General features: G+C 41.3%; 26 protein-coding genes and 2 riboswitches. Of the genes, 20 read left to right on the top strand and 6 right to left on the bottom strand.

From position 1 onward, the window contains the following. The first annotated feature begins 363 nt into the window (after window positions 1–363). The gene (locus ACFSCZ_RS01430) at window positions 364–1,578 is read left to right on the top strand and encodes an MFS transporter (protein WP_380771806.1); all 1,215 of its coding nucleotides are present in this window, start codon (window positions 364–366) and stop codon (window positions 1,576–1,578) included. 87 nt (window positions 1,579–1,665) lie between these two features. Next, on the top strand, window positions 1,666–3,747 hold the full coding sequence (locus tag ACFSCZ_RS01425; RefSeq protein ID WP_380771804.1) for a peptidoglycan D,D-transpeptidase FtsI family protein: 2,082 nt from the start codon (window positions 1,666–1,668) through the stop codon (window positions 3,745–3,747). A 64-nt stretch (window positions 3,748–3,811) separates the two neighbouring features. Here the strand turns inward: ACFSCZ_RS01425 and ACFSCZ_RS01420 are convergent, their stop codons facing one another. Together ACFSCZ_RS01420 and ACFSCZ_RS01415 are read right to left on the bottom strand one after the other, a co-directional pair. Further along, on the bottom strand, window positions 3,812–4,246 hold the full coding sequence (locus ACFSCZ_RS01420; protein WP_380771802.1) for an MltG/YceG/YrrL family protein: 435 nt from the start codon (window positions 4,244–4,246) through the stop codon (window positions 3,812–3,814). Between the two features lie 3 nt (window positions 4,247–4,249). Beyond that, window positions 4,250–4,636, bottom strand: coding sequence for a hypothetical protein (locus tag ACFSCZ_RS01415; protein WP_380771800.1), 387 nt, complete (start codon window positions 4,634–4,636; stop codon window positions 4,250–4,252). 212 nt (window positions 4,637–4,848) lie between these two features. On the opposite strand from ACFSCZ_RS01415, the gene rpmG reads away from it, so the two are divergent. The 6 genes from rpmG (at window position 4,849) to ACFSCZ_RS01385 (ending at window position 10,284) form a co-directional block, all read left to right on the top strand. Next, window positions 4,849–4,998, top strand: a complete 150-nt coding sequence (rpmG, locus tag ACFSCZ_RS01410) for a 50S ribosomal protein L33 (protein ID WP_380771798.1) — start codon at window positions 4,849–4,851, stop codon at window positions 4,996–4,998. Window positions 4,999–5,102: 104 nt separating this feature from the next. Continuing rightward, window positions 5,103–5,675 (top strand): 5-formyltetrahydrofolate cyclo-ligase, encoded by a 573-nt coding sequence (locus ACFSCZ_RS01405; protein WP_380771796.1) that lies wholly within the window; start codon window positions 5,103–5,105, stop codon window positions 5,673–5,675. A gap of 52 nt (window positions 5,676–5,727) precedes the next feature. Further along, window positions 5,728–5,910 carry a hypothetical protein gene (locus ACFSCZ_RS01400; RefSeq protein WP_380771794.1) on the top strand — a complete coding sequence of 61 codons (183 nt, stop codon included), beginning with the start codon at window positions 5,728–5,730 and terminating at the stop codon, window positions 5,908–5,910. 541 nt (window positions 5,911–6,451) lie between these two features. Continuing rightward, the gene (locus tag ACFSCZ_RS01395; protein WP_380771792.1) at window positions 6,452–7,972 is read left to right on the top strand and encodes a rhomboid family intramembrane serine protease; all 1,521 of its coding nucleotides are present in this window, start codon (window positions 6,452–6,454) and stop codon (window positions 7,970–7,972) included. A 17-nt stretch (window positions 7,973–7,989) separates the two neighbouring features. Then, the gene (locus tag ACFSCZ_RS01390) at window positions 7,990–8,199 is read left to right on the top strand and encodes a YqgQ family protein (RefSeq protein ID WP_380771790.1); all 210 of its coding nucleotides are present in this window, start codon (window positions 7,990–7,992) and stop codon (window positions 8,197–8,199) included. A 213-nt stretch (window positions 8,200–8,412) separates the two neighbouring features. Beyond that, a complete protein-coding gene (locus ACFSCZ_RS01385) occupies window positions 8,413–10,284 on the top strand; it encodes an LTA synthase family protein (protein ID WP_380772166.1) in 1,872 nt (623 codons plus the stop codon). Between the two features lie 91 nt (window positions 10,285–10,375). Here ACFSCZ_RS01385 and ACFSCZ_RS01380 read toward each other — a convergent pair whose 3' ends face one another. Beyond that, window positions 10,376–10,543, bottom strand: coding sequence for a DUF2759 domain-containing protein (locus tag ACFSCZ_RS01380; protein WP_380771789.1), 168 nt, complete (start codon window positions 10,541–10,543; stop codon window positions 10,376–10,378). A gap of 222 nt (window positions 10,544–10,765) precedes the next feature. Between ACFSCZ_RS01380 and ACFSCZ_RS01375 the strand changes: the two genes are divergently transcribed. Beyond that, entirely contained in the window at window positions 10,766–11,389 is a 624-nt protein-coding gene (locus ACFSCZ_RS01375; protein WP_380771787.1) for an MBL fold metallo-hydrolase, read from the top strand. Window positions 11,390–11,449: 60 nt separating this feature from the next. Here ACFSCZ_RS01375 and ACFSCZ_RS01370 read toward each other — a convergent pair whose 3' ends face one another. Next, window positions 11,450–11,695, bottom strand: a complete 246-nt coding sequence (locus tag ACFSCZ_RS01370; RefSeq protein WP_380771786.1) for a DUF2626 domain-containing protein — start codon at window positions 11,693–11,695, stop codon at window positions 11,450–11,452. A gap of 239 nt (window positions 11,696–11,934) precedes the next feature. Between ACFSCZ_RS01370 and comGA the strand changes: the two genes are divergently transcribed. Genes comGA through ACFSCZ_RS01330 form a run of 8 tightly spaced genes read left to right on the top strand, consistent with a single transcriptional unit; the run spans window position 11,935 to window position 16,048 of the window. Then, entirely contained in the window at window positions 11,935–13,053 is a 1,119-nt protein-coding gene (gene comGA / locus ACFSCZ_RS01365; RefSeq protein WP_380771784.1) for a competence type IV pilus ATPase ComGA, read from the top strand. Continuing rightward, complete coding sequence (gene comGB / locus ACFSCZ_RS01360) at window positions 12,956–14,026, top strand: competence type IV pilus assembly protein ComGB (protein ID WP_380771782.1); 1,071 nt, start codon at window positions 12,956–12,958, stop codon at window positions 14,024–14,026. The genes comGA and comGB overlap by 98 nt, the downstream gene beginning before the upstream one ends. Before the next feature lie 14 nt (window positions 14,027–14,040). Continuing rightward, entirely contained in the window at window positions 14,041–14,355 is a 315-nt protein-coding gene (comGC, locus tag ACFSCZ_RS01355; protein WP_380771780.1) for a competence type IV pilus major pilin ComGC, read from the top strand. A 10-nt stretch (window positions 14,356–14,365) separates the two neighbouring features. Beyond that, window positions 14,366–14,818, top strand: a complete 453-nt coding sequence (gene comGD / locus ACFSCZ_RS01350) for a competence type IV pilus minor pilin ComGD (protein ID WP_380771778.1) — start codon at window positions 14,366–14,368, stop codon at window positions 14,816–14,818. After that, window positions 14,805–15,113 carry a hypothetical protein gene (locus ACFSCZ_RS01345; RefSeq protein WP_380771776.1) on the top strand — a complete coding sequence of 103 codons (309 nt, stop codon included), beginning with the start codon at window positions 14,805–14,807 and terminating at the stop codon, window positions 15,111–15,113. The genes comGD and ACFSCZ_RS01345 overlap by 14 nt, the downstream gene beginning before the upstream one ends. Continuing rightward, window positions 15,085–15,537, top strand: a complete 453-nt coding sequence (gene comGF, locus ACFSCZ_RS01340; RefSeq protein WP_380771774.1) for a competence type IV pilus minor pilin ComGF — start codon at window positions 15,085–15,087, stop codon at window positions 15,535–15,537. The genes ACFSCZ_RS01345 and comGF overlap by 29 nt, the downstream gene beginning before the upstream one ends. Window position 15,538: 1 nt before the next feature. Further along, window positions 15,539–15,808: a hypothetical protein gene (locus ACFSCZ_RS01335; RefSeq protein ID WP_380771772.1), complete on the top strand. Its 270-nt coding sequence runs from the start codon at window positions 15,539–15,541 to the stop codon at window positions 15,806–15,808. A 54-nt stretch (window positions 15,809–15,862) separates the two neighbouring features. Beyond that, a complete protein-coding gene (locus ACFSCZ_RS01330; RefSeq protein WP_380771770.1) occupies window positions 15,863–16,048 on the top strand; it encodes a YqzE family protein in 186 nt (61 codons plus the stop codon). 8 nt (window positions 16,049–16,056) lie between these two features. Here ACFSCZ_RS01330 and ACFSCZ_RS01325 read toward each other — a convergent pair whose 3' ends face one another. After that, the gene (locus ACFSCZ_RS01325; RefSeq protein ID WP_380771768.1) at window positions 16,057–16,851 is read right to left on the bottom strand and encodes a YqhG family protein; all 795 of its coding nucleotides are present in this window, start codon (window positions 16,849–16,851) and stop codon (window positions 16,057–16,059) included. Next, window positions 16,820–18,514 (bottom strand): DEAD/DEAH box helicase, encoded by a 1,695-nt coding sequence (locus ACFSCZ_RS01320; protein WP_380771766.1) that lies wholly within the window; start codon window positions 18,512–18,514, stop codon window positions 16,820–16,822. The genes ACFSCZ_RS01325 and ACFSCZ_RS01320 overlap by 32 nt, the downstream gene beginning before the upstream one ends. 130 nt (window positions 18,515–18,644) lie before the next feature. Next, a riboswitch (glycine riboswitch) is annotated at window positions 18,645–18,734 on the top strand. Between the two features lie 3 nt (window positions 18,735–18,737). Next, window positions 18,738–18,819: riboswitch (glycine riboswitch) on the top strand. A gap of 79 nt (window positions 18,820–18,898) precedes the next feature. On the opposite strand from ACFSCZ_RS01320, the gene gcvT reads away from it, so the two are divergent. Genes gcvT through gcvPB form a run of 3 tightly spaced genes read left to right on the top strand, consistent with a single transcriptional unit; the run spans window position 18,899 to window position 22,825 of the window. Next, the gene (gene gcvT, locus ACFSCZ_RS01315; protein WP_380771764.1) at window positions 18,899–20,005 is read left to right on the top strand and encodes a glycine cleavage system aminomethyltransferase GcvT; all 1,107 of its coding nucleotides are present in this window, start codon (window positions 18,899–18,901) and stop codon (window positions 20,003–20,005) included. Between the two features lie 19 nt (window positions 20,006–20,024). Continuing rightward, entirely contained in the window at window positions 20,025–21,368 is a 1,344-nt protein-coding gene (gcvPA, locus tag ACFSCZ_RS01310) for an aminomethyl-transferring glycine dehydrogenase subunit GcvPA (RefSeq protein WP_380772165.1), read from the top strand. Then, window positions 21,365–22,825, top strand: coding sequence for an aminomethyl-transferring glycine dehydrogenase subunit GcvPB (gene gcvPB, locus ACFSCZ_RS01305; protein WP_380771762.1), 1,461 nt, complete (start codon window positions 21,365–21,367; stop codon window positions 22,823–22,825). The genes gcvPA and gcvPB overlap by 4 nt, the downstream gene beginning before the upstream one ends. The last annotated feature ends 133 nt before the right edge of the window (window positions 22,826–22,958 follow it).

The raw sequence follows: 22,958 nt of genomic DNA, 5'->3' as shown, positions 1-22,958 counted from the left end.
ATGAGTCAAAATATGTTAGCATTTTAAAGGTAAAATCCTTTTGAAGAAAAAGAAAATCCCCTCTGTCAAGGGGCAAAGTCGCTTCAATACACCTGTGCGTGGTCATAAGCCAGTTCCCTGTGGCGTCTGAAAGGCTGCTCCTCGGAACTGACTTAAGCATGTCGAGGCTGTTCAAGGGGCCTCTGCCTTTCCTCAGCTCCGGGCAGCAGGAGCTTGAGTCGCTCCGAAAAACCAATAAAGGCAAAGAGCAGTCCTCCCCGGTATTCCTCCAGTGTTTGTTGCTACTGTCCAGCCGCCCTGCGCTTTTCCTAGTATAATTCCTCTCCTTTCACAAAAAATAACTTGTGTGAAGGGGAGTACTGTATGTTGAAAAAACTATTAGGAAATGACGATGTACCGAAAGACCTGGGGTTGCTTCTGCTCATTGGCGGCTTGTATTCACTGAGCATTGCTCTCTCCAATACGTTTGTCAATATTTATTTATGGAAGCAATCAGGACAGTTCATTGATTTGGCCCTTTACAATCTGGCTATTGTAGTACTGCAGCCTTTAACGTTTATACTGGCCGGAAGATGGGCGAAAAAAGTGGACCGGGTGATCGTCCTGCGCATAGGCGTTGCTTTTTTGACGATCTTTTTTTTAATGGTACTGCTTTTGGGAGAGCGGGCCCAGGATTATTTAATTACACTGGGAAGCCTGATAGGAATAGGTTACGGATTTTACTGGCTTGCTTTTAATGTCCTTACATTTGAGATTACTGAACCCGAAACACGCGATTTCTTTAATGGATTTCTCGGCACGCTTACCTCCGCCGGAGGAGTGGTCGGCCCTATCTCTGCCGGTTTTCTCATTACACGATTTGAATCGGATATCGGGTATTCTCTTATTTTTGGAATTTCCCTGGCATTATTCGCGTTGGCTGTTATTGTCAGTTTCTTTATTAAAAGACGACCGGCTGACGGGGTATATTGCTTTGTGAGAGTCATAAGGGAGAGGAAACGCAATCGAAACTGGAAATATATAACAAACGCACATTTTTTGCAGGGATTTAGGGATGGAACCTTTATTTTTGTGATCTCTGTCTTTGTTTTTATTTCCACAGGAAGTGAATTGGCCCTTGGAACATTTGGATTGGTCAACGCTGGAATTTCATTTATTGCTTATATGCTTGCAGGAAAGTTTATTAAAAACAGCAGAAGAAAGAAAGCCATGCTTTTAGGAGGATTCCTTCTGTATTTGTCAATCTTTATCATCATTTTCGATATGAGCTATGCCCGTTTGCTTATTTATGCAGCTGCCATTGCTATTGCGTACCCGATCATGCTGGTTCCATACTTCTCCATGACTTATGATGTGATCGGAAAAAGCTGGAAAGCTGCGGAAATGCGCATCGAATATATTGTCGTCAAGGAAGTCTTTTTAAATATGGGACGGGTTGTTTCCGTTTTGTCTTTTATCGTAGCCATTGTGTTTTTTAATGAACAGCAAAGCATCCCGATTTTACTGCTGATTCTCGGTACCGGACATGGTTTGGCGGCATTGCTTCTCCAAAAAGTACATGTCACGTATTCTTCATAATCAATAAAATCTTTGTCCTTCCTGTAGAAAATTATTGTTTTTTCTTATAAAATGTAGTGTAGGAACCAGGGAGGAAGGACTGGAGAAATGGCAAACAATAAGGAAAAAAAGAAAAACCATGTTTCCATCAGGTTGAACATGCTGTTTTTTGTTGTCTTTTTGCTATTTTCGCTGTTGATTCTCCGACTCGGAGTGATTCAGATTGTACACGGTGAAGATGCAAAGCGGGAAGTAGAGAGAACAGAGGACATTACTGTCAATAAGTCGGTACCCCGCGGAAAAATTTATGATCGAAAACACAGGCTGATCGTTGATAATGAGCCGAAAAAAGCCATTACCTATACGATTCCCAATAAATTTGATCAGGAAGAAACGCTTGAAACGGCACAGAAACTTGCACAGTTAATTGATAAAGATACGGAGGATATCACTGAAAGGGATAAGATCGATTACTACTTAATGACACATCCGGATGAAGCGGCCAAAAAAGTGACCGATGAGGAACTGGAAAAGTACAAGGAAGATGATGACAAAATATATAAGCTTCAACGTGAGCGGGTTACCGAAGAGGAACTGTCCAGCCTTACGGAAGAAGACTTGGAAGTCTTGGCTATTTATCGGGAACTTACAAGCGGATATGCGCTCACTCCGCAGATCGTAAAAAATGAAGAAGTTTCGGCCGAAGAGTATGCCAAAGTAAGTGAGAGGCTGTCCAAATTACCCGGAGTGGATACCTCAACGGATTGGGACCGCAAATATGAATACGGGGATACATTAAGATCTATTCTTGGGAATGTTACAAACGGTCTTCCAAGTGAAAAGCTTGATTACTATATGTCACGAGGATACAGCAGGAATGACCGGGTGGGAAAGAGTTATATTGAACTGCAGTATGAAGATGTGCTGCGGGGCCAAAAGGAAAAAATAAAAAATGTAACACGGTCAGGTTCTGTGATTGAAACAAACATTCTCCACGAAGGGAAACGCGGTAAAGATCTTATCCTCACGATCGATATGGAATTGCAGAAGGAAGTAGATAAAATTATTGAAGAAGAGCTCCGGAAAGCCAAAGCGAGAGGCGGAACAGGTCTGCTTGACCGTGCATTTGTTACGCTGATGGACCCGAATACCGGAGAGATTCTGGCCATGTCTGGTAAGCAATATTCATATAATGAAGATGAAGGAAAATACACTTTCAATGACTTTGCGGCCGGCAATTTTACTACTTCCTATGTTGTCGGATCTTCGGTCAAAGGAGCCACAGTTCTTACAGGATACATGAGCGGCGCCATAGCGCCGGGGGATGTATTGTTGGATGAGCCTTTATATATTAAAGGATCCAAGCCAAAAAGCTCCCATTTTAACAGGGGCGGGAACGTGTATCTTAATGATCATACAGCGATTGTCCGTTCTTCTAACGTTTATATGTATAAGATAGCCATTGCGATGGGTGACGGCCAATACAGGAGGAACCAATCCCTGATCATTGATAAAGCAAAAGCATTCACGGAAATGAGAAAGTATTTCAGCCAATTTGGTCTGGGTGTCCAGACAGGCATTGATTTACCGGGTGAACAAATAGGGTTCCGCGGTTCTATTGAAAATGCAGATGCCGGTAATGCCCTGGACTTTGCCATAGGGCAGTATGATTCATACACACCTTTACAGCTGGCACAATATGTTTCGACGATTGCCAATGGCGGCTATCGGATGAAGCCTCATATTGTAAAAGAAATTCGGGAGCCATCAGAGGCCGATGAGGAAATCGGACCAATTGCGGAAGAAATCAAACCGAAAGTATTAAATCGCATCAACGCTCCAGAATCATGGATTGAAAGGGTGCAAGGCGGTTTTTGGGGAGTTTTTCATGAAGCTAATGGAACAGGAAAAGCTTTTGCAAGAGAGCCATACCGTCCTGCTGGAAAAACCGGAACAGCAGAAACCTTTGACAGGGGTACAGGTGTCTGGAATCTTTCCCTTGTAGCTTATGCTCCTTATCAGAATCCCGAAGTAGCCATGTCTGTCATTGTACCTTCAGCTTATGTAAAGGGCGGTACTCCAAACACCATTAATTCTGATATCGGCAAGCGGGTTTTAAGGGCTTATTTTGATTTAAAGAATAACACGGATGGTTCATCCGGTGAAAATGAGGATGAAGATGAAGAATAAAGCAGGCCGCCAAGCCTGCTTTATTTTTTAAAGAGAGGGTAAGGTGTAAAGTAGAGGGAACACTTTAGCTGCCTGTAATGATTTCTGCAATTTCCTTTATACTCATTTCGCTGTTCACTTCATACTTTCCAATTTGAATGGCCTGCTGCCAATTTTGAGATGCCAGGAATTCATTTAATGAGTCTGCATCATCAATAACGCCGGCTTCCTCCATTTGTTTGCTTACATCTTTTGAAGTCATTCCATCCTGTATATGTAAATGCATGACTTTCACCACTTGCTGCTCTTTGCTCTTTTCTTTTTTCAGCTGTTCATACTTCAATTTCCATTGTTCAGACTCTTTTTTAAGACCTTCATAATCTGACTTTTTCACTTCCATAAGTCCTTCTTTGGGTGACGATGCCGCATTGCTTTTTAACTGATTATTTTGGATGATGACCAAAATTATTGCTGTCATTAAAAGAATAGATGCGGCCATTCTGGTCCTATGTTTATTCATATACTAAATCATCCTCCCGGCGGGATCCTGGCGATCCTTTATAATATGTTTTACCGTGTCAACAGGCAGGGAAGATTGACTGGCTATCCGCTGCAGGTCCATTCCTTGCTGATGCAGTGCAATCACTTGGTTTTTGAGCACTTCATGTACAACTAGAGGGGATGCTTTCCTCTTCGCTGAAAGGACTGGAGCATCGATCAGCTGCTTTTCCAGCAAAAGCTCTTCTTCCAGCACCCCGATTCTTTTTTTAAGGTTATGATTTTCCTGAAGAAGTGTCATGGTTAGTTCTTCAAATTCTGTTTCAAATTGGCTTAATTTATCTTTTTGAAACATTGAAATGATGAAAAGCACTGTGGATAAAGATAACAAAACGATGATGACGGTATTCATTGTTTCACCTCAATTGATGTTTTCCATTCTTTTATATCATATCCAATTATTTTCAGCTATGGAAATCAGGAAATTTTCTTGTATTTCCAGCAACAATTTTCAATACAGGTCATATAAATTTGACATTTACAGACTGGTATTTCAATTGATTTAATGGTATTATAGAAAAGTCCTAAAAATAGAAGAATGCCATGAAGTTTGGAGGGATAGACATGCGTGTGAATATTACATTGGCTTGCACGGAGTGCAATGAACGCAATTATATTTCAACTAAAAACAAACGTAATAATCCTGACCGCCTTGAGCTTAAAAAATATTGCCCAAGAGAAAAAAAGGTTACACTGCATCGTGAAACAAAATAATGACCAAAAAGCCAGAACACTGAATAACCTCAGTGATACTGGCTTTTTCTATAAGATATGGCAAAAGATGGGAGAAAAAGCGTGCTTTTCATGGAGGTAATGGATTGGACAAGAAAACCATCAGGCAACAAATGAATGATCAGCTCAAGGAATTGAACCGTCTGGAATATGAACAATATTCTTATGACATCGCTTTACGTCTTACAGAAACAGAGGAGTGGAGAGTCAGCCGTACAATTGGTTTAACAGTATCACGCTTTCCCGAAGTGGATACGTGGCAGCTGATACGAATGGGCTGGAAGCAAGGTAAAAGAATTGTGGTCCCCAAATGCATCCCGGAAGTTAAAGGAATGTCGTTTCGTGAACTCACAGCTTTTACACAGCTGGAAAACTCATTTTTCGGCCTTTTGGAGCCCAATGAATCTGAAACAAATGAAATGATGAAAGAAAGCATTGATTTATTGATTGTCCCGGGACTGGTGTACAATAGAACTGGGTATCGCATTGGATTTGGAGGAGGTTACTATGACCGTTTTCTGAAAGATTATCAAGGGCAAACAATCTCCATCGCTTTTTCCCGCCAAATAATAAATGAGATCCCAATTGAACAACATGATATTCCTGTTCAAAAAGTCGTTACAGAAAAAGGAATCATTGACTGTTTACAAAGCAAATAGATGCATAAACCTCCTTCTCTTTCGAACAATAAATAAGAAGGAGGAGTTCAACATGGGAAAATTTATTTCAAATATAATTTTGCCTATGGCGGCCATTGCTTTGTTGTACAGATGGCGTTATAAAATTTTGAATTTGGTTCTGAGTAATGATTCCATCAGGAAGCTGAGCGTTGATGCTGTAATGAGAGTCCCGGGGGTAAGGTCAGGCCTGTTCAGCAAAGCTTTCCGCAGTTAAAAAAAGACTTCAATTTGATGTGCACCCCAAAAGTTAGACCAGCCAAATCTAACTCTTGGGGTGTTTTTGTGGTCAAATAAAATGAATGGATGAAACAAAAAATAGTAAACGCTTATTTAGCTGGTGAAGATGATATGGGCAGGGGTCAGGCTTATAGATTTGGAATTCGAAGTAAAACGAATATAAAAAATGAGTCAGTCGTTCCTATAGTTTGCCAGGGACGCAGAGGATGTTTTTAAACCGTCTATGAGGGGGTGGCAATATTTCCCACCCATGTCAGGTAAATTCAAACTGCACGAAATACACGAAAGATGTTTTAGAATGTGTTGGAAGCAGTTTCTCAGCTCCTTTGGCTGAACTGCTCTCTCATTATTGATATCTCTTGGCGGTGTCTTATCCGCTTTACATATAACCGGTGAAAGTGTGGGTCCTGTGCGTCAGGCAGACCTGTACTGCTTTCTGATTTCTTTACATTTCCCATACCCTTTCGCTATAGTATAAAATAATGCAAGGTGTCGGAGCGTTGTCAGGAAAGCGGGGAATGAAAAACTTGAGTGATCGGGAGCGGTATATATTCTGGAAACTTGCCCATGACTTTATTGTTGACATGGACTTCAGGCTCGTACATTCAGATGAGCAGGAACAGGAGCTGTGGGTTGAAACCGTTCGACATAAAGAGATCGATGTCATACGGATTTTTGCCGGAAACATGGATTGGACAAATTGGCTCAAACAGGATATTATCCGTACTGCCGACAGGGCAGAAAACATTCGTAAACAGTTATTCAAGAGAGATTTTCATGTGTTAAACCTTTATGTTACAGAACATGAGCCTGTGGATGATTATGAAACTGTCCTAGCACAGCCATATGATACTGGAAGCGGTCATACGAAAATCCATACGTTGCTGCTGGCAAAGGAAACGCTGGCACAGTCAATAACCGAGTTAAATCGTACATTTGACAAAACATTCGAGGTACAGCCTGAAGAACCATATGAGGATCTTCCCGTCGAAGAACTCAGGCAATCAGCCTTACAAAAAGTGAAGAAAGAGGAAAAAGAAGCCAGGGAGATTTTTGAGTTTGGCAACCCCTTTTTTACATATATATTTATAGCAGCCCAGCTGATCATGTATTATGTTTTGGAGAGCAATGGGGGAAGTACCAATGTAGAAACTCTTATTCACTATGGGGCCAAATACAATCCCCTCATCATCGCCGGAGAATGGTGGAGGTTCTTTACACCTATATTCTTACATATCGGTCTTCTTCATCTGCTGATGAATACTTTTGCACTTTTTTATTTGGGAACAGCTGTAGAAAGAATTTATGGCCGATTTCGTTTTTTATGGATTTATTTATTTTCTGGTTTTGCCGGTTCATTGGCAAGCTTTTTGTTTACAAGTAATGTTTCAGCGGGAGCCAGCGGTGCAATATTTGGCTGTTTTGGTGCACTTTTATATATGGGGGTTGTCAATCCCCGATTGTTTTTCAGAACGATTGGGATGAATGTGATCGTAGTCATTATCATCAATCTTGTGTTTGGATTCACTTTTGCAGGGATCGACAATGCCGGCCATTTAGGGGGCCTGGCCGGTGGGTTTCTCGCGACTGGCATAGTACATTTCCCAAAAAAACGCAAATGGGTCTTGCAGCTTCTTTTTATAGTAGTCAGTTTACTGACGGTTTATTTTGCGCTGCAATGGGGGTTCGATCCTGACCGCACGGATACCGTGAATGTTTTGGCTCAGAAACAGATTGAAGATGGAGATATAGAAGCTGCACATGATACACTCTCCAATTTGATCGCTAAAGGTAAAGGGGACGCAGTCACCTACTTCCAGGCGGCCTATACTGAAATTCATCTTCAAAGATTAGCAGAAGCAAAAGAACATTTGCATAGGGCCATAGAAATGAAGCCGGATTTTCATGAAGCCCATTTTAATTTGGCGCTGGTGTATGATGAACTTGGGGAAAGCGAAAAGGCGAGAGAGTATGCGGTTAAAGCAGAAAAACTTTCAAGCGAAAAAAAATACAGGGAATTTTTAAAGGAAATTGAATAAATGTGTAAGGTGATGTGATGAAATCCATCTATGATGTTCAGCAGTTGTTAAAGAGGTTTGGCGTATTTGTGTACACCGGAGACCGAATCGCCGATCTTGAAATGATGGAAATGGAAGTAAAAGAGCTGTATACTCTGCAAATGATTGAGCGGGAGGAATTTCAGCATTCCTTATTACTATTAAGAAGGGAAAAAAGCCGAATACAGACCAGCCAACATAAAAAATGAAGGAGGATATTGAGCCCCTTCATTTTTGTTTGGGTTTTGAAATGTCTAAAAAAGGGTATATGAAATAAGCTGTCTTTATAGATAATAGAAACTTGTCCAAGGTAGACCGTTTGATTTTTAAAAAGAAAGATATTATGATATTTTTAGCTGTCATGTTTTTAAAAATATGGTTAAGGACCTTTTATCCAGGCGGGAGGTAGGGTGTTGATCATTATGAATGTTAAAAAAATTCCTCTGCCGGTAATGGCGGCTGTCTTGTTATGGATCAAAACCTATGTAGTTTATAAAGCAAGCTTTCAAATAAAAATTGAAAGTCTTATGCAGGAATTAATTCTTTTCATCAACCCGCTTAGCTTTCTGCTGTTTGCTTTCGGCCTCGCCTTTTATTTTACCGGGGAAAAAAGCAGGAACCGTTATGTACTCTTTACAAGTCTTTTGCTGGGAATTGTCTTATATGCGAATGTTGTTTTCTACAGGTTTTTTACTGATTTCATCACATTGCCTGTATTGTTCCAGACTAGCAATTTCTCAGACTTGGGAGACAGTGCTTTAACGGAAATCCATTGGTATGACGGGGCTTATTTCATCGATATTTTGCTCTTGATTATTTTTTTTAAACAAAAGCGCAGGACCAGTGACTTTGTGCCTGTTAAAAAAATGCACCGACGTGCTTATTTCCTTGTTGCAGCAGCACTGCTATTCTTTAATATCGGGCTGGCTGAGACAGAACGGCCGCAACTGTTGACCAGGACTTTTGACAGAGAGATGCTTGTGAAAAACTTAGGTACATATCATTATCATATCTATGATATTTTCCTTCAATCGAAATCATCTGCACAGCGCGCTATGGCAGATGGAAGCGAATTGGTGGATATCGATAATTATGTCAGTGCCAATTATGTCAAACCCGATCCAGATTTTTTCGGCATGGCAAAAGATAAAAACGTAATCTTAGTAACCTTGGAATCTTTACAGAGCTTTGTTATCCAAAATGATGTATACGGTGAAGAAATCACTCCTTTTTTAAATGATTTAATAGGAGACAGCTATTATTTTGATCAATTTTATCACCAAACAGGCCAGGGAAAAACATCTGACTCAGAATTTTTAGTTGAAAATTCCCTGTATCCATTAAGCAGGGGCTCCGTATTCTTCACGCATGCCGGAAACGAGCTGGATTCACTCGCTCAGAATCTGTCTGAACAAGGATATTATACTTCCGCCATGCATGCCAATAATAAAAGTTTTTGGAATCGGGATGTTATGTATCAGTCCATTGGCTATGACCGGTTTTATTCAGCGGCTGATTATCATATTACCCCGGACAATTCTGTTGGATGGGGGATGAAGGATATCCATTTCTTTGAACAATCCGTAGATTTAATGAAAGAAATGCCAAAGCCTTTTTATACAAAAATGATCACCTTGACCAATCATCACCCATTTAGGCTGGATGAAGAGGATCAATACATTTCAGAGTATGATTCTAAAAGCGGTACGCTGAATCGTTATTTTCAGACAGTCAGATATATGGACGAAGCAGTCAAAATATTTTTCCAAAAATTAAAAGATGAAGGGCTGTATGATGATTCCATCATCATCCTGTATGGCGACCACTATGGAATTTCTGAAAACCATAATGAAGCCATGGCACAGTACTTGGGAGAGGATGTTACTCCTTATGTAAGCACGCAGCTTCAAAGGGTCCCTCTCATCGTTCATATTCCGGGAGTTACAGATAAAGGGAATGGAGAAGTGCTTTCTAAGGTCAGCGGACAAATTGACCTGAAACCAACGATTCTACATTTGCTCGGGGTTGATACAAAGAATTCGATTCAGTTTGGGGAGGACCTGTTTTCTGAGGAGCACAATGACTTTGTCGTTCTGCGGGACGGACGATTTATTTTAAAAGATTATGTATACGCAGATCATACATGCTATGCCAAAGAGACCAGGGAATCAACCGATCCCGCATTTTGTGACCCCTTTAAAGAAAAAGCCCGCAAAGAGCTTGAGTATTCGGATAAAATTATTTACGGTGACTTGCTGCGATTTTATGAGTCCGTTGAATATATAAATAAATAACCTTCCCAGGCAGGCGGAGATTTTATTCTAAAGTTAAAAAAGAAGCTGTCACAGGCAGTATAAGCCTGGACAGCTTCTTTAGTTGACTTGGTTATTCAGGAAAGCCCGAATTAATTAACGTCATCACGGAGAAAAATCCGAATACAGCTAGTGTGCCAAATGAAAAAATGATTCCGAGAAAATTTCTTTGTTTAAATGATCTTAAGAAAGCAAAGATGGCCAAGATGGCGACCAAACTAAAAATGATGACTGTACCCATGTATTAATATCTCCCTTCCAATAGTTATTAAGGAATCAATAAAACTATGTATACAAAATGAATGGCTCTAACATATTTTATAGCTTTTTCAGCTGTTTGTCGAGTTTCAAAAGTGACACTTCTTTGACTCATGACTAGTTTACCCTTATAGAGTGCTTTTAATCGAATGGTTCATCCAATTGAGGTACACTGTATATAAGAAAATTGGAAAGGAGTATGCTTATGGAATGGAAACAAATTCCACTCGGTCCCCTGCAAACCAATTGCTACCTGTTTTTTAATGAAGAAAAACAGTGCCTCGTATTTGATCCTGGAGGGGAAAATGTTCGTTTAATTGACTACATAGAGGGGGAAGGGTTTCAGCCATTGGCCGTATTATTAACCCATGCCCATTTTGATCATATCGGTGCAGTAGAAGATGTGCGGAAACGATGGGATATACCTGTTTACATCCACCAAGAAGAAAGAGAATGGCTGATGGATCCCGCATTAAACGGCTCTGCCCGTCATCCGATGGCACCGGTTTCCGGCAGTCCGGCAGATCATCATATCCAGGAAGAAGGTAAACTTACAATCGGTCCTTTTGAAATGGAGATATTCGAAACACCGGGGCATTCTCCAGGAAGTGTTTCTTACTACTTCAAAAGCATGGACACTGTATTATCAGGAGATGCTTTATTTAACGGAGGCATTGGCAGGACTGATTTATTGGGCGGTGACCATGATACACTGATTCAAAGCATTCATCACAAGCTGTTTGTGCTGCCTGAACATACAGTTGTCTTGCCGGGTCATGGATTTTCAACAACCATTGGAAATGAGATAGAGAGCAATCCTTACGTATAACCAGTATGATTTAAAACGAAAAAAGCTTCCGGTCTTCGCGGAAGCTTTTTTGTTGCATTTTTAGGACAGCCCTCCACCCGGCGGCATGAGGAACAAAGTGTAGTATGTATAGCCAGCAAAGAACACAGTCAAATATGCGCCAAATACATACATATACATACGTTCTGTAAGGTTTAAGTAGCCGAGCAGCACGAAAAATCCTGTCTGGCCTAGGAAAAGTAAAGCGGTTTTATCCATTCCACCAAGGTAAAACATAACAGTAAAGATTGCAGTCCAAAAACCCATTACTCTGTACATGCGAGCCATAAAGAATCCCTCCTTTGATGCATGTGTTCCATCAAGTACTTATTATATAGGATAAGCGGCAAAAATGTAAATATATTAGAGATCCCGTTTGTGTCGAATGCGTGATAAAACTTGAAGGGGTCATTCAATATCATACCCTTTCTATGCCCATTTAAAAATATTTTGTATATGAGCAGGAAAATGCAGAAGCTTGTCGAATATGGTTATGTAAGAAAAATAAAGGTGGTGTTGTATGTGATATGACCATTGAACAGACTGCAGACCGGCTGATCACCCGTGCAGTACAGATGAATGCATCTGATATTCACATTATTCCCCGCAAACAGGATTACCTCATCAAATTCCGTCTTTACGGACAGTTGTCTCACTTTAAGATTCTTCCTCCTCTTGCAGGAGAACGGCTGATTTCACACCTGAAATTCATGGCTGCCATGGATATTGGAGAAAAAAGAAAGCCTCAGAGCGGCTCCTGGCAAACACATTGCTGTAATAAGCCGGTTGCGCTCCGAATATCTACCTTGCCATCCACGCTTTCTAAAGAAAGTCTTGTTATCCGAATGATCCCGCAAAAATCAAACTTTTCCCATGAAAGAATTTCCCTGTTCCCTGAAAGTATACTCAAGCTATCCTCGCTCATGTACCATTCCAACGGAATGATCATCTTTACCGGACCAACCGGATCTGGTAAGACCACTACCATTTATTCATTAATCGAGCATTGGGCGTCCTGTATGAATCGTAATATTATTACGCTGGAAGATCCGGTGGAAAGAGAAAGTGATTTATTTGTCCAGATGCAAGTGAATGAAAAAGCGGGGATTACGTATCAAACCGGATTAAAAGCGGTATTACGCCATGATCCGGATATTATTTTCGTGGGGGAGATTAGGGATGCCGAGACAGCTGAAATTGCAGTGCGGGCTGCAATGACAGGTCATCTTGTTCTAACGAGTATGCATACCCGTAATGCAGAAGGAGCAATTTACAGATTATTGGAGTTTGGCATTCAGGGAGTGGAAATTGAACAAACCTTGATTGGCATTACCGCCCAAAGGCTTGTCACATTAATATGTCCTTTTTGTGGAGACCAATGTTCTTCCTTTTGCCAAATGCCACGTTCGATTAAACGGGCAGCAGTATTGGAGATATTGAATGGGACACGCCTGGAATACGCTATCCAAAAGGCTCAGACTGCAGAAAGACGGCAGCAGGGTGATCATGCCAGCTCTTTAAGAAGATTGATTAGAAAGGGGATTGCACTTGGATATATCTCTGCTGAGGAATATCGCCGCTGGATTCTTCAAGCCGATGACGAACCTCACATTAAAAGATCAGGGACTTATATTACAAAGAATTAGTGATATGCTTTACAAAGGATTTACTATGGGAGAATCATTGGATTTTTTAGGTCGAACCAATGAAAAGCATATCAACATGTTTCATTCCATGACATACAACCTGCAGTCAGGCCAGCCGATCTACGAAGTGTTTTATCAGGAAGGGTTTGACCATCAGATATGTACACAGCTATATTTGGCAGAAAAGCACGGCTTTCTTGATTCGGCGCTGAAACAATCAGGTGAATATGTCCTGAAAAAGGCAGAGCAGCGAAAAAAAATGATCCGGCTCTTACAATATCCCGTTATGCTGCTTGTTGCTTTATTGACCGTAAGCATTCTGCTGCAAACACTTCTGCTTCCTCGATTTCAAATGTTTTATCACTCCATGGGCTACCAGCCAGCCATCCTGCTCAGATTATTTCTTCATATGATGCAAACTCTTCCGCTTTATTCCATTGTCATTGTTATGGCTGCCCTGGCAGGCGGTGTTTTTCTTTCAAGATATTTATATAGAAAATCCGCCTTGGAAAGAGCATTGTTCTACTCCGGAATACCAATTGCCGGGACGTATTACAAACTGTATCAAACTATTTTTCTCGCCAGAGAATGGAGCTTTTTACTGTCGAGCGGATTTTCTGTCAGTGAAATCGTTTACATCATGCGCAAGCAGGAGCTTCACCCTTTAATGAAGGAGTCTGCAGCAGAAATAAAAGAATTCCTTACATTAGGCTATACATTCTCAGAAGCGGTTTCACATCTGGGATTTGTAGAGGAAGAGCTGATAGTGGTGATTGCACATGGTGAAAAAAACGGAAAGCTGGACGGAGAACTGATGTTTTACAGTCAATTTTGCCTGCAGCGGCTTGAAGAAAAAATCACAAAAGTATTTTTAATGGTCCAGCCGGCTCTTTTCGTGATCATTGGGTTCGTTGTCATTGCTATTTACTTATCCATTTTTCTTCCCATGTTTCAAGTGATTGATTCAATATGAAAGGAGATATCCGAATGAAACGCTTATGGATCCATAATGAAAAAGGTTTTACACTGATGGAAATGATGGTAGTGCTGCTGGTCATTACTGTATTGCTCCTGATTGCTTTGCCCAATATTACAAGTCATAGCAGTAAAATTAACGATAAAGGGTGCGAAGGGTTAAAGCAGATGGTTCAAAGCCAGGTAGAGGCATACAGGATTGATAACAATGCTATTCCTACATTGAATGACCTGAAGACAGAAGATTACCTGGGAAAAGACAGGGAACTTGTCTGTCCGAACGGTTATGAATTATCCATTAATTCAACAACCGGAAAAGTGGAATAGGAGAATATCAATGTCCGCTCTAAAAGTTGTCCGTTCGGGGACAGGCTTTACATTATTGGAAACTTTAATTGTCCTCTCGATTGTATCCATGGTCCTTTTATTTGGTGTGATCACTTTACACCCCGTAATGGGATGGGTTCAGAAAAAAATGTTCATTTCGCAGCTGGAGAATGATTTATACCATGCTCATGCCCATGCCATGAACAGAGAAGACAGGGTTATCATAGCCTTTTCACTTTCAGAACAACAATACACAGCAAAAGGGGAATCCGGCGGTTTGTTGTTCGCAAGAAAGTTACACCCTTCTGTTCGTTTGACCGGAGGAACTTTATACAGGCTTCAATTATCCATTACTCCGGATGGCACAGTCAATCATTTTGGAAATGTCCAGTTTACTGTACATGATCAGCCTCTAGAACTGGCTTTTCATATTGGAAGGGGAAGGTTTATTGTTAAGGAATGAAAAAGGGTTTACCTTCTTGGAAGGAATCGTATCCTTCGGCCTGGTGCTCATGGTTGCAGCGACTTTTTTTCCGCTGATGTCCAATATGCTTCACCAAATAAATGAGAGCAAAAAGGAAATGAATGCTTACCGTCTGATGTATGAGCAAACGGAAAAGCTTCAAGACCTTGAAGCACTGGGGAGTGACAAACTAACTTGGCTGCAAACCGAATTTACAATTATCATGGAAAAAACTCAAAAAGGAGATTGGATCGTGTGTGCTCAATATGAAGAAAAATCACATTGTGTGGAGTAACCGGTCAGGATTCACTCTTTTGGAAACAATATTTTCAATATTTATCGTTTCGGTGATCCTTTCCCTTTTGCCCCTGTTATACTACTGGTTTTTCTCCATAGACCGGGCATTGTCTGTAGAGGGAGATTTTGAGTGGAATACTTTTCTCATTCAACTTCGCAAAGAGCTTGAAACAGCGGATACCATTTTTCTGCGCCCGGAAAGAATGTACTTAACAAAAAATCACTCGATCATAAAATATGAGCGATTTCAACGTAATATCCGAAGACAAGTTGACGATAAAGGACAAGAAATTGTACTGCAGAATGTAAGAAGATTTTCAGTCCGCGAAGAATTTCCCATGTTTGTCATTGAGGTTGAATTTATGAATGGAAAGACCGATGAGGCGAGATTTCGTTCACCGCCGATAGAGGAGGGGACATAGATTGAATGAACAGGGGTCTGTTTTTCCCATTACGCTGATCCTCGTGCTGATCGCAATGTTTATTGCTGCACAGGCGGCGATTGTTTATGTTTCTCAAAACCAATTTACTTACGAAATTCGGCAATATTATGAAAGAGAAATTCAACAGAAGCTCAAGGAAGGCCCCAATGTAAATATCAATGAAAGCCCCGGCAGAGAGACTGGAAAAACAGAGGCAAACCAGGAAGAAGAATCCGGACATTCTTCAAAGAATCATCCGCCTGGACCTTGATCCATGATTGAACTCAACGGCTCTTGGCCATACTTTTATCAAGGATGTGAAGATATGTCAACAAATGATTATGTAAAGTATGTAGCTGAACAATTGATTCAACGGTTGGAAACGCCAAAATCTGAACGGAGAGAAAAGAAAAAGGAACGAAAAGAAAGCAAGGATCCGTTCCTTCACCGATGGTTTGGCTTAATTCCGTACGCACTGATGATCTTGGTAAATAAAAGGAATCGAAAATAAACCGGCTGCTATGCAGGGACAGATTTCAAATAGTAAAGCCCGCCGTTTATAATATCAACTTGAACGGATGGCTTATACTGGTCTTCCAAAGCTTTTTTCTCAATCCAATAAGTGTCAGGCTTTTCAACTTCACTTTCGTAAAAATGATCCAGCAGCCGTAAATCTTCTTCCCATCTTTTCCTGGCCGACTCTGCCCAGGGATGTGCCCGGCTTTGTATTTCCTTTGTTAAAAAAGTTTCTATTCTTTTGAGTCCGCTTGCAGGCATGATAATAGGGGAGATTGTAAAGCTATAATCAGGTATTCTCGGTGTTAGAGATATTTTGCTTATCTTCTCATCAAATGGTTCGATCAGCTGCCCGTTGATTAAATTCAGTCCAAAAGATCTGAAAACATCCTTTTTTCGATCAGAGCAGTAGGAAACTTTCATATTGACATTCAGCCATGGGTGCAGCGGGACATTTTGTACAGCTGCCGTTTGGTGATTTTCAAATAGGCGTATATAAGATGAAAGCTTTCTTGCGGTCTCAAAAATCTGGTGGAGTCTTGGCGCACCAAAATGGATGACTTCCCCCTTAATATCTTGAGGGACTATTTCTTGATCGGTGATCAAGGTAATTTTCATCGGATTGGGTATCCCGCCCGTTTTTTCCAAATACGTCCAGTAAAACGGGCGGTTCATTAATTCTTTATCCATGTCCACTGTTAGTTGGATTGTTAAATAGCCTGGTCCGTTTTCTGCGATCGTACACCCGGCTGCTTGAAAAAATTGTTCAAGATATTGATGAATTTCCTTCTGAAGCATGGTTTGCGTCATCCTTTCTTAATGTGTCTGCAAATTCAATCATGGCAGCCAGATTGGTCATCTTTACTTTTACTTCTCCTTCGGAACGTGATGTCTTGAAAATATCCATCATGTGTTCTTCGATGGTACCGCCGTCCAATTTTGCCAAAATATCGTCTAATTCACCTACTACTCGCTCAAACAGTTTGATTTTATCCGTCAGTAAGTTAACAATATGCTCTTCGATGGTATGTTTGACAGCAAAATTGTATATATGGACGTCCTCTTCTTGTCCCAGACGGTGGACACGTCCAATTCTTTGTTCCAGCCTCATGGGATTCCAGGGAAGGTCATAATTAATCACATGGCTGCAAAATTGGAGATTGATTCCTTCACCGCCTGCTTCGGTTGCGATGAGGACCTGCACTTGATTTTTAAACAGTTCTTTCATCCAATCTTTCTTGCTTCTTTTAAATCCTCCGCGAAAAGGAACGGATTTAATACCGTGCTGCTGTAAAAACCATTGCAAATAAAGTTGTGTTGCTCGGTATTCAGTGAAAATGATCACTTTATCGTTGATTTGTTGAATTAATTCCAAAGCTTTTTCCGCCTTGGAATTTTGTGTAACTGCATCTACTTTCTGAAAAATCTTCTGTAATTGATTCTTGTACGATTCAGATGGATCATTATGCTTTTGGAGCATGTTTTTTAAAGTAAAGTAAACCGCTTCCCTGCTGCTGCAAGCTTCCCTTTGAAGGGTCATGATGGAAAAAGCCGGCAGCGGTACTTCCGAGTGGCGCAGCAAGTCGATTGCCTGATACAAATCTCTTTCTTTTTCATTAAAGTCTATGGGAATGGTCTTGACATGTCTTTTCGTCCATTCGATCCCTGTATCAACTCTCCTGTTCCGGATCATCACTTTATTGACAAGGTTTTTCAAATGTTCATTTTCTGCCGCTGACAGCTTTTTCTTCTTATATTTTTCTGCAAAGGTTGTATGGCTGCCAAGATGGCCGGGCTTTAACAGAGAAACAAGGTAAAAAATTTCTTCAATTCTATTTTGGATAGGTGTTGCTGTCAGCAGCAGGCAGAACTTTTTTTTGAGTGATTGAGCAAATTCATAGTTTTTTGTTTTATGGTTTTTCAGCTTATGAGCCTCGTCAATAATGACCAGATCAAAGGACTGGTCTGCAATCAGTTCTCTGTGCGGGCTTCTTTTGGCAGTATCAATAGAAGACACAATACAGTCATACCTTTCCCAAACATAACTTTTGGCAGCAGGGACGGCATGTATATGAAACTTGGAGTTCAGTTCAGAGGTCCACTGCGAGACAAGGGATGCAGGTACGAGAATGAGTGCTCTTTTAACTAGGCCTCTAATCATATATTCTTTTAGTATCAATCCTGCTTCGATCGTTTTACCCAACCCGACTTCATCTGCCAAAATGGCTTTTCCATTCATTTCTTCAATAACCCGGGCTGCTGTTTCCAATTGATGCGGCAAAAGAGTCAGTTCAGGCAAATGTTTTGGAGCAACCAGCCCCTCAAAATCTGGGACAAGAAGGTGTTTTTGAGCTGATAGGGATAAATGGAAGAGCTGCTGGTCCGACCACGGCCCATCTTTTTGGTGGCGTTCCAAAAAACCGGGCAGCCAATCCTGATCAAAGTTTATATGTATGGACATGACAGGCCTCCTTATATACTGAAGATCAAAGAAAGTGTTTGAAAAGTATGTAAAAGAATGATACGATACTATTGAAAGAACTCTTCGTACATAAGATTAGTATGTCCAACTTTTAACAGAATATAGGCGAATGAAGACTGGAGGAGAGACTGTTTATACAGCGCCGAAGGAGCAAGCAATTTATTGCGAATCTCTCAGGCAAAAAGACTCTTGTCGGACGCAGCTCTGGAGAGTGTTCCAACATGTGGAGCCACCAACGAGGAAAGCCGGTAATCCGGTCAAACTTTCAGGTGCCAAAGACAGAGAGACCTTGTAAAGGGGCCTTTCTGTCTTTTTTTATTTGCTTTTTGCTGTACCTAAATGATCAGGGAGGATGATAAACCAATGGCCGATTTAAAGAAAACTCCGTTGCATCCATTGTACAAGGAGTCCGGTGCCAAGACGATTGACTTTGGAGGATGGGACATGCCGGTGCAATTTTCCGGCATTAAAGATGAGCATGAAGCAGTAAGAACCAAAGCGGGTATTTTTGATGTTTCCCATATGGGTGAAATGGTCATCAAAGGAAGGGATAGCCTGTCTTTTTTGCAAAAAATGATGACCAACGACTTTTCCAGATTAAAAGACGGCGATGCGATGTATACAGCCATGTGCTATGAGAATGGCGGTACGGTTGATGATCTCCTCGTCTACAGGTTCAGTGAAGAAGAATACTTTCTTGTAGTGAATGCTGCAAACACGGAAAAAGATTATGACTGGCTGCAGGAACATGCATCGGGAGACGTCAACATCGAAAACGTTTCTGATCAGTATGGATTAATTGCCATACAGGGTCCAAAAGCTCAAGACATTCTCCAAAAAGTTACTGAGAATACCGATTTAAGTGAAATAAGGTTCTTTAAATTTAAACGGAATGTTGACCTTGACGGAGCAAAAGCACTTATTTCCCGAACGGGCTACACAGGAGAAGACGGCTTTGAAATATATTGCCAGGCGATTGATTCAGTAAAAATATGGAAAAGACTGCTGGAAGCAGGTAAAGAAGAGGGCATGGTTCCCTGTGGACTTGGGGCAAGGGACACCCTCCGGTTTGAAGCGGGCCTTCCTTTATATGGACAAGAGCTTTCTTCAGAAATTTCACCGCTGGAAGCAGGGTTGGGATTTGCAGTCAAGCTGAACAAAGAAGCAGATTTTATTGGCAAGGAAACGTTGAGGAAACAAAAGGAGCAAGGCGTGGAACGCAAGCTTGCCGGAATTGAGATGATAGACAGGGGTATCCCGAGAACCGGATACCGGGTTTTCTCAGGTAATGAAGAAATTGGCTATATCACTTCAGGAACACAATCCCCGACATTAAAGAAAAATATCGGATGGGCCTTGATCAAATCCGATTACAATCATGAAGGCAGCGAAGTGGAAGTAGAAGTACGCAAAAAGCGCCTGAAAGCGAAAATTATTCAGACACCGTTTTATAAGCGTCCAAAAAAGTAGGATGGAGGAGAAAAACATGATGAAACATCGTTATTTGCCTATGACCGAACAGGATCAGCAAGAAATGCTGAAGACCATCGGAGTAGATTCGATCGATGAACTGTTCTCTGATATTCCAGAAAAAGTCCGATTTAAAGGTGAGTATCAAATTAAACCCGCAAAGACCGAATCAGCATTAATGAAGGAACTTGCTCAAATGGCTGCAAAAAACGCCGATTTGAAACAATATACAAGCTTTCTCGGAGCCGGAGTTTATGATCACTATATCCCGGTTATTGTTGACCATGTGATTTCACGTTCGGAATTTTACACAGCTTATACCCCATATCAGCCAGAAATTTCACAGGGTGAACTGCAGGCAATCTTTGAGTTTCAGACAATGATTTGTGAGCTGACAGGAATGGATGTGGCAAACTCCTCTATGTATGATGGGGGAACCTCTCTCGCTGAAGCTGCCATGTTGAGTGCAGGCCATACAAAAAGGCAAAAAGTACTTGTTTCTCAAACCGTACATCCCGAATCCCGCGCTGTCCTTAAGACATATGCCAAAGGGCAAAATATTGAAGTAATTGAAATTCCTTTTAAAAACGGAATAACTGATATAGATGCCTTACAGGACGAGCTCGATCAAGATGTGGCGGCTGTGATTGTTCAATATCCGAACTTTTTTGGTTTAATTGAACCATTGAAAGATATTGAGCCTCTTGTTCATAAGATGAAAAGTCAGTTTGTCGTATCCAGCAACCCGCTTGCTCTTGGCGTATTGGCTTCCCCTGGCAGCCTGGGTGCCGATATTGTTGTTGGTGAGGCACAGCCGTTTGGAATTCCGGCATCGTTTGGTGGACCGCATTGCGGATATTTTGCAGTTACGAAAAAGTTAATGCGGAAAGTGCCAGGAAGACTGGTTGGCCAAACTGTTGATGAGGATGGCAAAAGAGGCTTTGTCTTGACATTGCAGGCTCGTGAGCAGCATATTCGCAGAGATAAAGCGACATCTAATATTTGCTCAAATCAGGCATTAAATGCATTGGCAGCATCTGTGGCAATGACCGCTTTAGGGAAAAAAGGGGTCAAAGAAATGGCGGGCCAAAACATTCAAAAGTCACATTACGCCAAAGAAGCCTTAAGGAAAAATGGATTCAAACTTCCATTTGATGGATACTATTTCAATGAATTTGTTGTAAAGCTGAATAAACCCATTCATGAGGTGAATGAGAGTCTGATTAAAAAAGGCATTATTGGAGGATATGATTTGGGACGGGATTATCCAGAACTTGAAAATCATATGCTCGTTGCCGTTACTGAGCTGCGTACAAAAGAGGAGATCGATCAATTGATTACAGAATTGGGGGATCATCAATGAGTGAAGTGGTTATGCCATTAATATTTGAAAAATCCACGCCGGGCCGGATTGGTTACAGTCTTCCGGAGCTTGACGTGCCTGAAGTTGATTTGGCTGAATGCCTACCCTTAGGTTATGTAAGGGAAGAAGAGGCAGATCTGCCTGAAGTTTCGGAGTTGGATATTATGAGGCATTATACGGAGTTGTCCACTCATAATCATGGAATTGACTCAGGATTTTATCCACTTGGTTCCTGTACCATGAAATATAACCCGAAAGTCAATGAAAATGTAGCTCGTTATCCCGGATTTGCCCATATTCATCCGCTGCAGCCCGTTTCTTCTGTCCAGGGTGCATTGGAACTGATGTATGATCTGCAGGAGCATTTAAAAGAAATAACAGGCATGGACGAGGTTACTTTGCAGACAGCAGCAGGAGCTCATGGGGAGTGGACGGGACTGATGATGATCCGTGCCTTTCATGAAGGAAACGGTGATACGGAAAGAACAAAGGTGATCGTTCCTGACTCTGCACATGGAACCAACCCCGCTTCTGCTTCGGTAGCAGGTTTTGAAACAGTTACAGTCCGTTCGGGCGAGGATGGGCTTGTAGACCTGGAACATTTGAAGTCGCTTGTCGGTCCTGATACAGCCGCTTTAATGCTGACAAACCCGAATACACTCGGATTGTTTGAAGAACAAATTCTCGAAATGGCAGAAATTGTTCATAGTGCCGGCGGCAAGTTGTATTACGACGGAGCAAATCTGAATGCGGTTATGTCAAAGGCACGTCCCGGCGATATGGGATTTGATGTGGTCCATCTGAATCTCCATAAGACATTTACCGGGCCACACGGAGGAGGAGGTCCCGGTTCGGGGCCTGTCGGGGTGAAAAAGGAACTGATCCCGTTCTTGCCAAAGCCGGTAATTACAAAAAAAGACGACCAGTATATCATTGACTATGACAGACCTAACTCAATTGGAAGAGTAAAACCATATTATGGAAATTTCGGCATTAATGTGAGGGCATATACGTATATCCGGTCAATGGGAGCCGATGGTCTAAAAGCGGTAACGGAATACGCGGTGTTGAATGCGAATTATATGATGAGAAAATTAGCGCCGTATTATGATTTGCCGTATGACACCCATTGCAAGCATGAATTCGTATTGAGCGGAAGCCGCCAGAAAAAGCTCGGTGTCCGAACTTTGGATATTGCCAAGCGGCTCCTGGATTTTGGCTATCACCCGCCGACCATCTATTTTCCGCTGAATGTTGAAGAGTGTATGATGTTTGAACCAACCGAAACCGAATCAAAAGAAACTTTGGATGGTTTTATTGATGCCATGATTCAAATTGCCAAAGAAGCGGAAGACACTCCTGAAATTGTTCAGGAAGCACCGTATAATACAGTTATTAAACGTCTGGATGAGACCCAGGCAGCCAGGAAACCTGTTTTACGCTTTGTGAAAGAATAAAGCAAACGGGGCTGTCCAGAAAGTCAGTAAAAACTGATTTTCTGTGACAGCCCTATTTTGTTTAGTTCTAAAAAAGGCATACAAAAAAATCGCCCTTTCTAGTAAAATGTAAGTTACCACACCAACATTTTAG

Origin of the sequence: Siminovitchia sediminis (assembly GCF_042680885.1) — a bacterium.
Taxonomy (GTDB): Bacteria; Bacillota; Bacilli; order Bacillales; family Bacillaceae_C; genus Siminovitchia; species Siminovitchia sediminis.
Note: the sequence above shows the minus strand (reverse complement) of the source record. Positions and strands in the feature narration are given on the sequence as shown.

Excerpts from the sequence above, each read along its gene's own strand:
- ACFSCZ_RS01430 (WP_380771806.1), top strand. The coding sequence starts at position 364 with ATGTTGAAAAAACTATTAGGAAATGACGATGTACCGAAAGACCTGGGG.
- ACFSCZ_RS01425 (WP_380771804.1), top strand. The coding sequence starts at position 1,666 with ATGGCAAACAATAAGGAAAAAAAGAAAAACCATGTTTCCATCAGGTTG.
- ACFSCZ_RS01420 (WP_380771802.1), bottom strand. The coding sequence starts at position 4,246 with ATGAATAAACATAGGACCAGAATGGCCGCATCTATTCTTTTAATGACA.
- ACFSCZ_RS01415 (WP_380771800.1), bottom strand. The coding sequence starts at position 4,636 with ATGAATACCGTCATCATCGTTTTGTTATCTTTATCCACAGTGCTTTTC.
- rpmG (WP_380771798.1), top strand. The coding sequence starts at position 4,849 with ATGCGTGTGAATATTACATTGGCTTGCACGGAGTGCAATGAACGCAAT.
- ACFSCZ_RS01400 (WP_380771794.1), top strand. The coding sequence starts at position 5,728 with ATGGGAAAATTTATTTCAAATATAATTTTGCCTATGGCGGCCATTGCT.
- ACFSCZ_RS01395 (WP_380771792.1), top strand. The coding sequence starts at position 6,452 with ATGAAAAACTTGAGTGATCGGGAGCGGTATATATTCTGGAAACTTGCC.
- ACFSCZ_RS01390 (WP_380771790.1), top strand. The coding sequence starts at position 7,990 with ATGAAATCCATCTATGATGTTCAGCAGTTGTTAAAGAGGTTTGGCGTA.
- ACFSCZ_RS01385 (WP_380772166.1), top strand. The coding sequence starts at position 8,413 with ATGAATGTTAAAAAAATTCCTCTGCCGGTAATGGCGGCTGTCTTGTTA.
- ACFSCZ_RS01380 (WP_380771789.1), bottom strand. The coding sequence starts at position 10,543 with ATGGGTACAGTCATCATTTTTAGTTTGGTCGCCATCTTGGCCATCTTT.
- ACFSCZ_RS01375 (WP_380771787.1), top strand. The coding sequence starts at position 10,766 with ATGGAATGGAAACAAATTCCACTCGGTCCCCTGCAAACCAATTGCTAC.
- ACFSCZ_RS01370 (WP_380771786.1), bottom strand. The coding sequence starts at position 11,695 with ATGGCTCGCATGTACAGAGTAATGGGTTTTTGGACTGCAATCTTTACT.
- comGA (WP_380771784.1), top strand. The coding sequence starts at position 11,935 with ATGACCATTGAACAGACTGCAGACCGGCTGATCACCCGTGCAGTACAG.
- comGC (WP_380771780.1), top strand. The coding sequence starts at position 14,041 with ATGAAACGCTTATGGATCCATAATGAAAAAGGTTTTACACTGATGGAA.
- comGD (WP_380771778.1), top strand. The coding sequence starts at position 14,366 with ATGTCCGCTCTAAAAGTTGTCCGTTCGGGGACAGGCTTTACATTATTG.
- comGF (WP_380771774.1), top strand. The coding sequence starts at position 15,085 with ATGAAGAAAAATCACATTGTGTGGAGTAACCGGTCAGGATTCACTCTT.
- ACFSCZ_RS01330 (WP_380771770.1), top strand. The coding sequence starts at position 15,863 with ATGTCAACAAATGATTATGTAAAGTATGTAGCTGAACAATTGATTCAA.
- ACFSCZ_RS01325 (WP_380771768.1), bottom strand. The coding sequence starts at position 16,851 with ATGCTTCAGAAGGAAATTCATCAATATCTTGAACAATTTTTTCAAGCA.
- ACFSCZ_RS01320 (WP_380771766.1), bottom strand. The coding sequence starts at position 18,514 with ATGTCCATACATATAAACTTTGATCAGGATTGGCTGCCCGGTTTTTTG.
- gcvT (WP_380771764.1), top strand. The coding sequence starts at position 18,899 with ATGGCCGATTTAAAGAAAACTCCGTTGCATCCATTGTACAAGGAGTCC.
- gcvPA (WP_380772165.1), top strand. The coding sequence starts at position 20,025 with ATGAAACATCGTTATTTGCCTATGACCGAACAGGATCAGCAAGAAATG.
- gcvPB (WP_380771762.1), top strand. The coding sequence starts at position 21,365 with ATGAGTGAAGTGGTTATGCCATTAATATTTGAAAAATCCACGCCGGGC.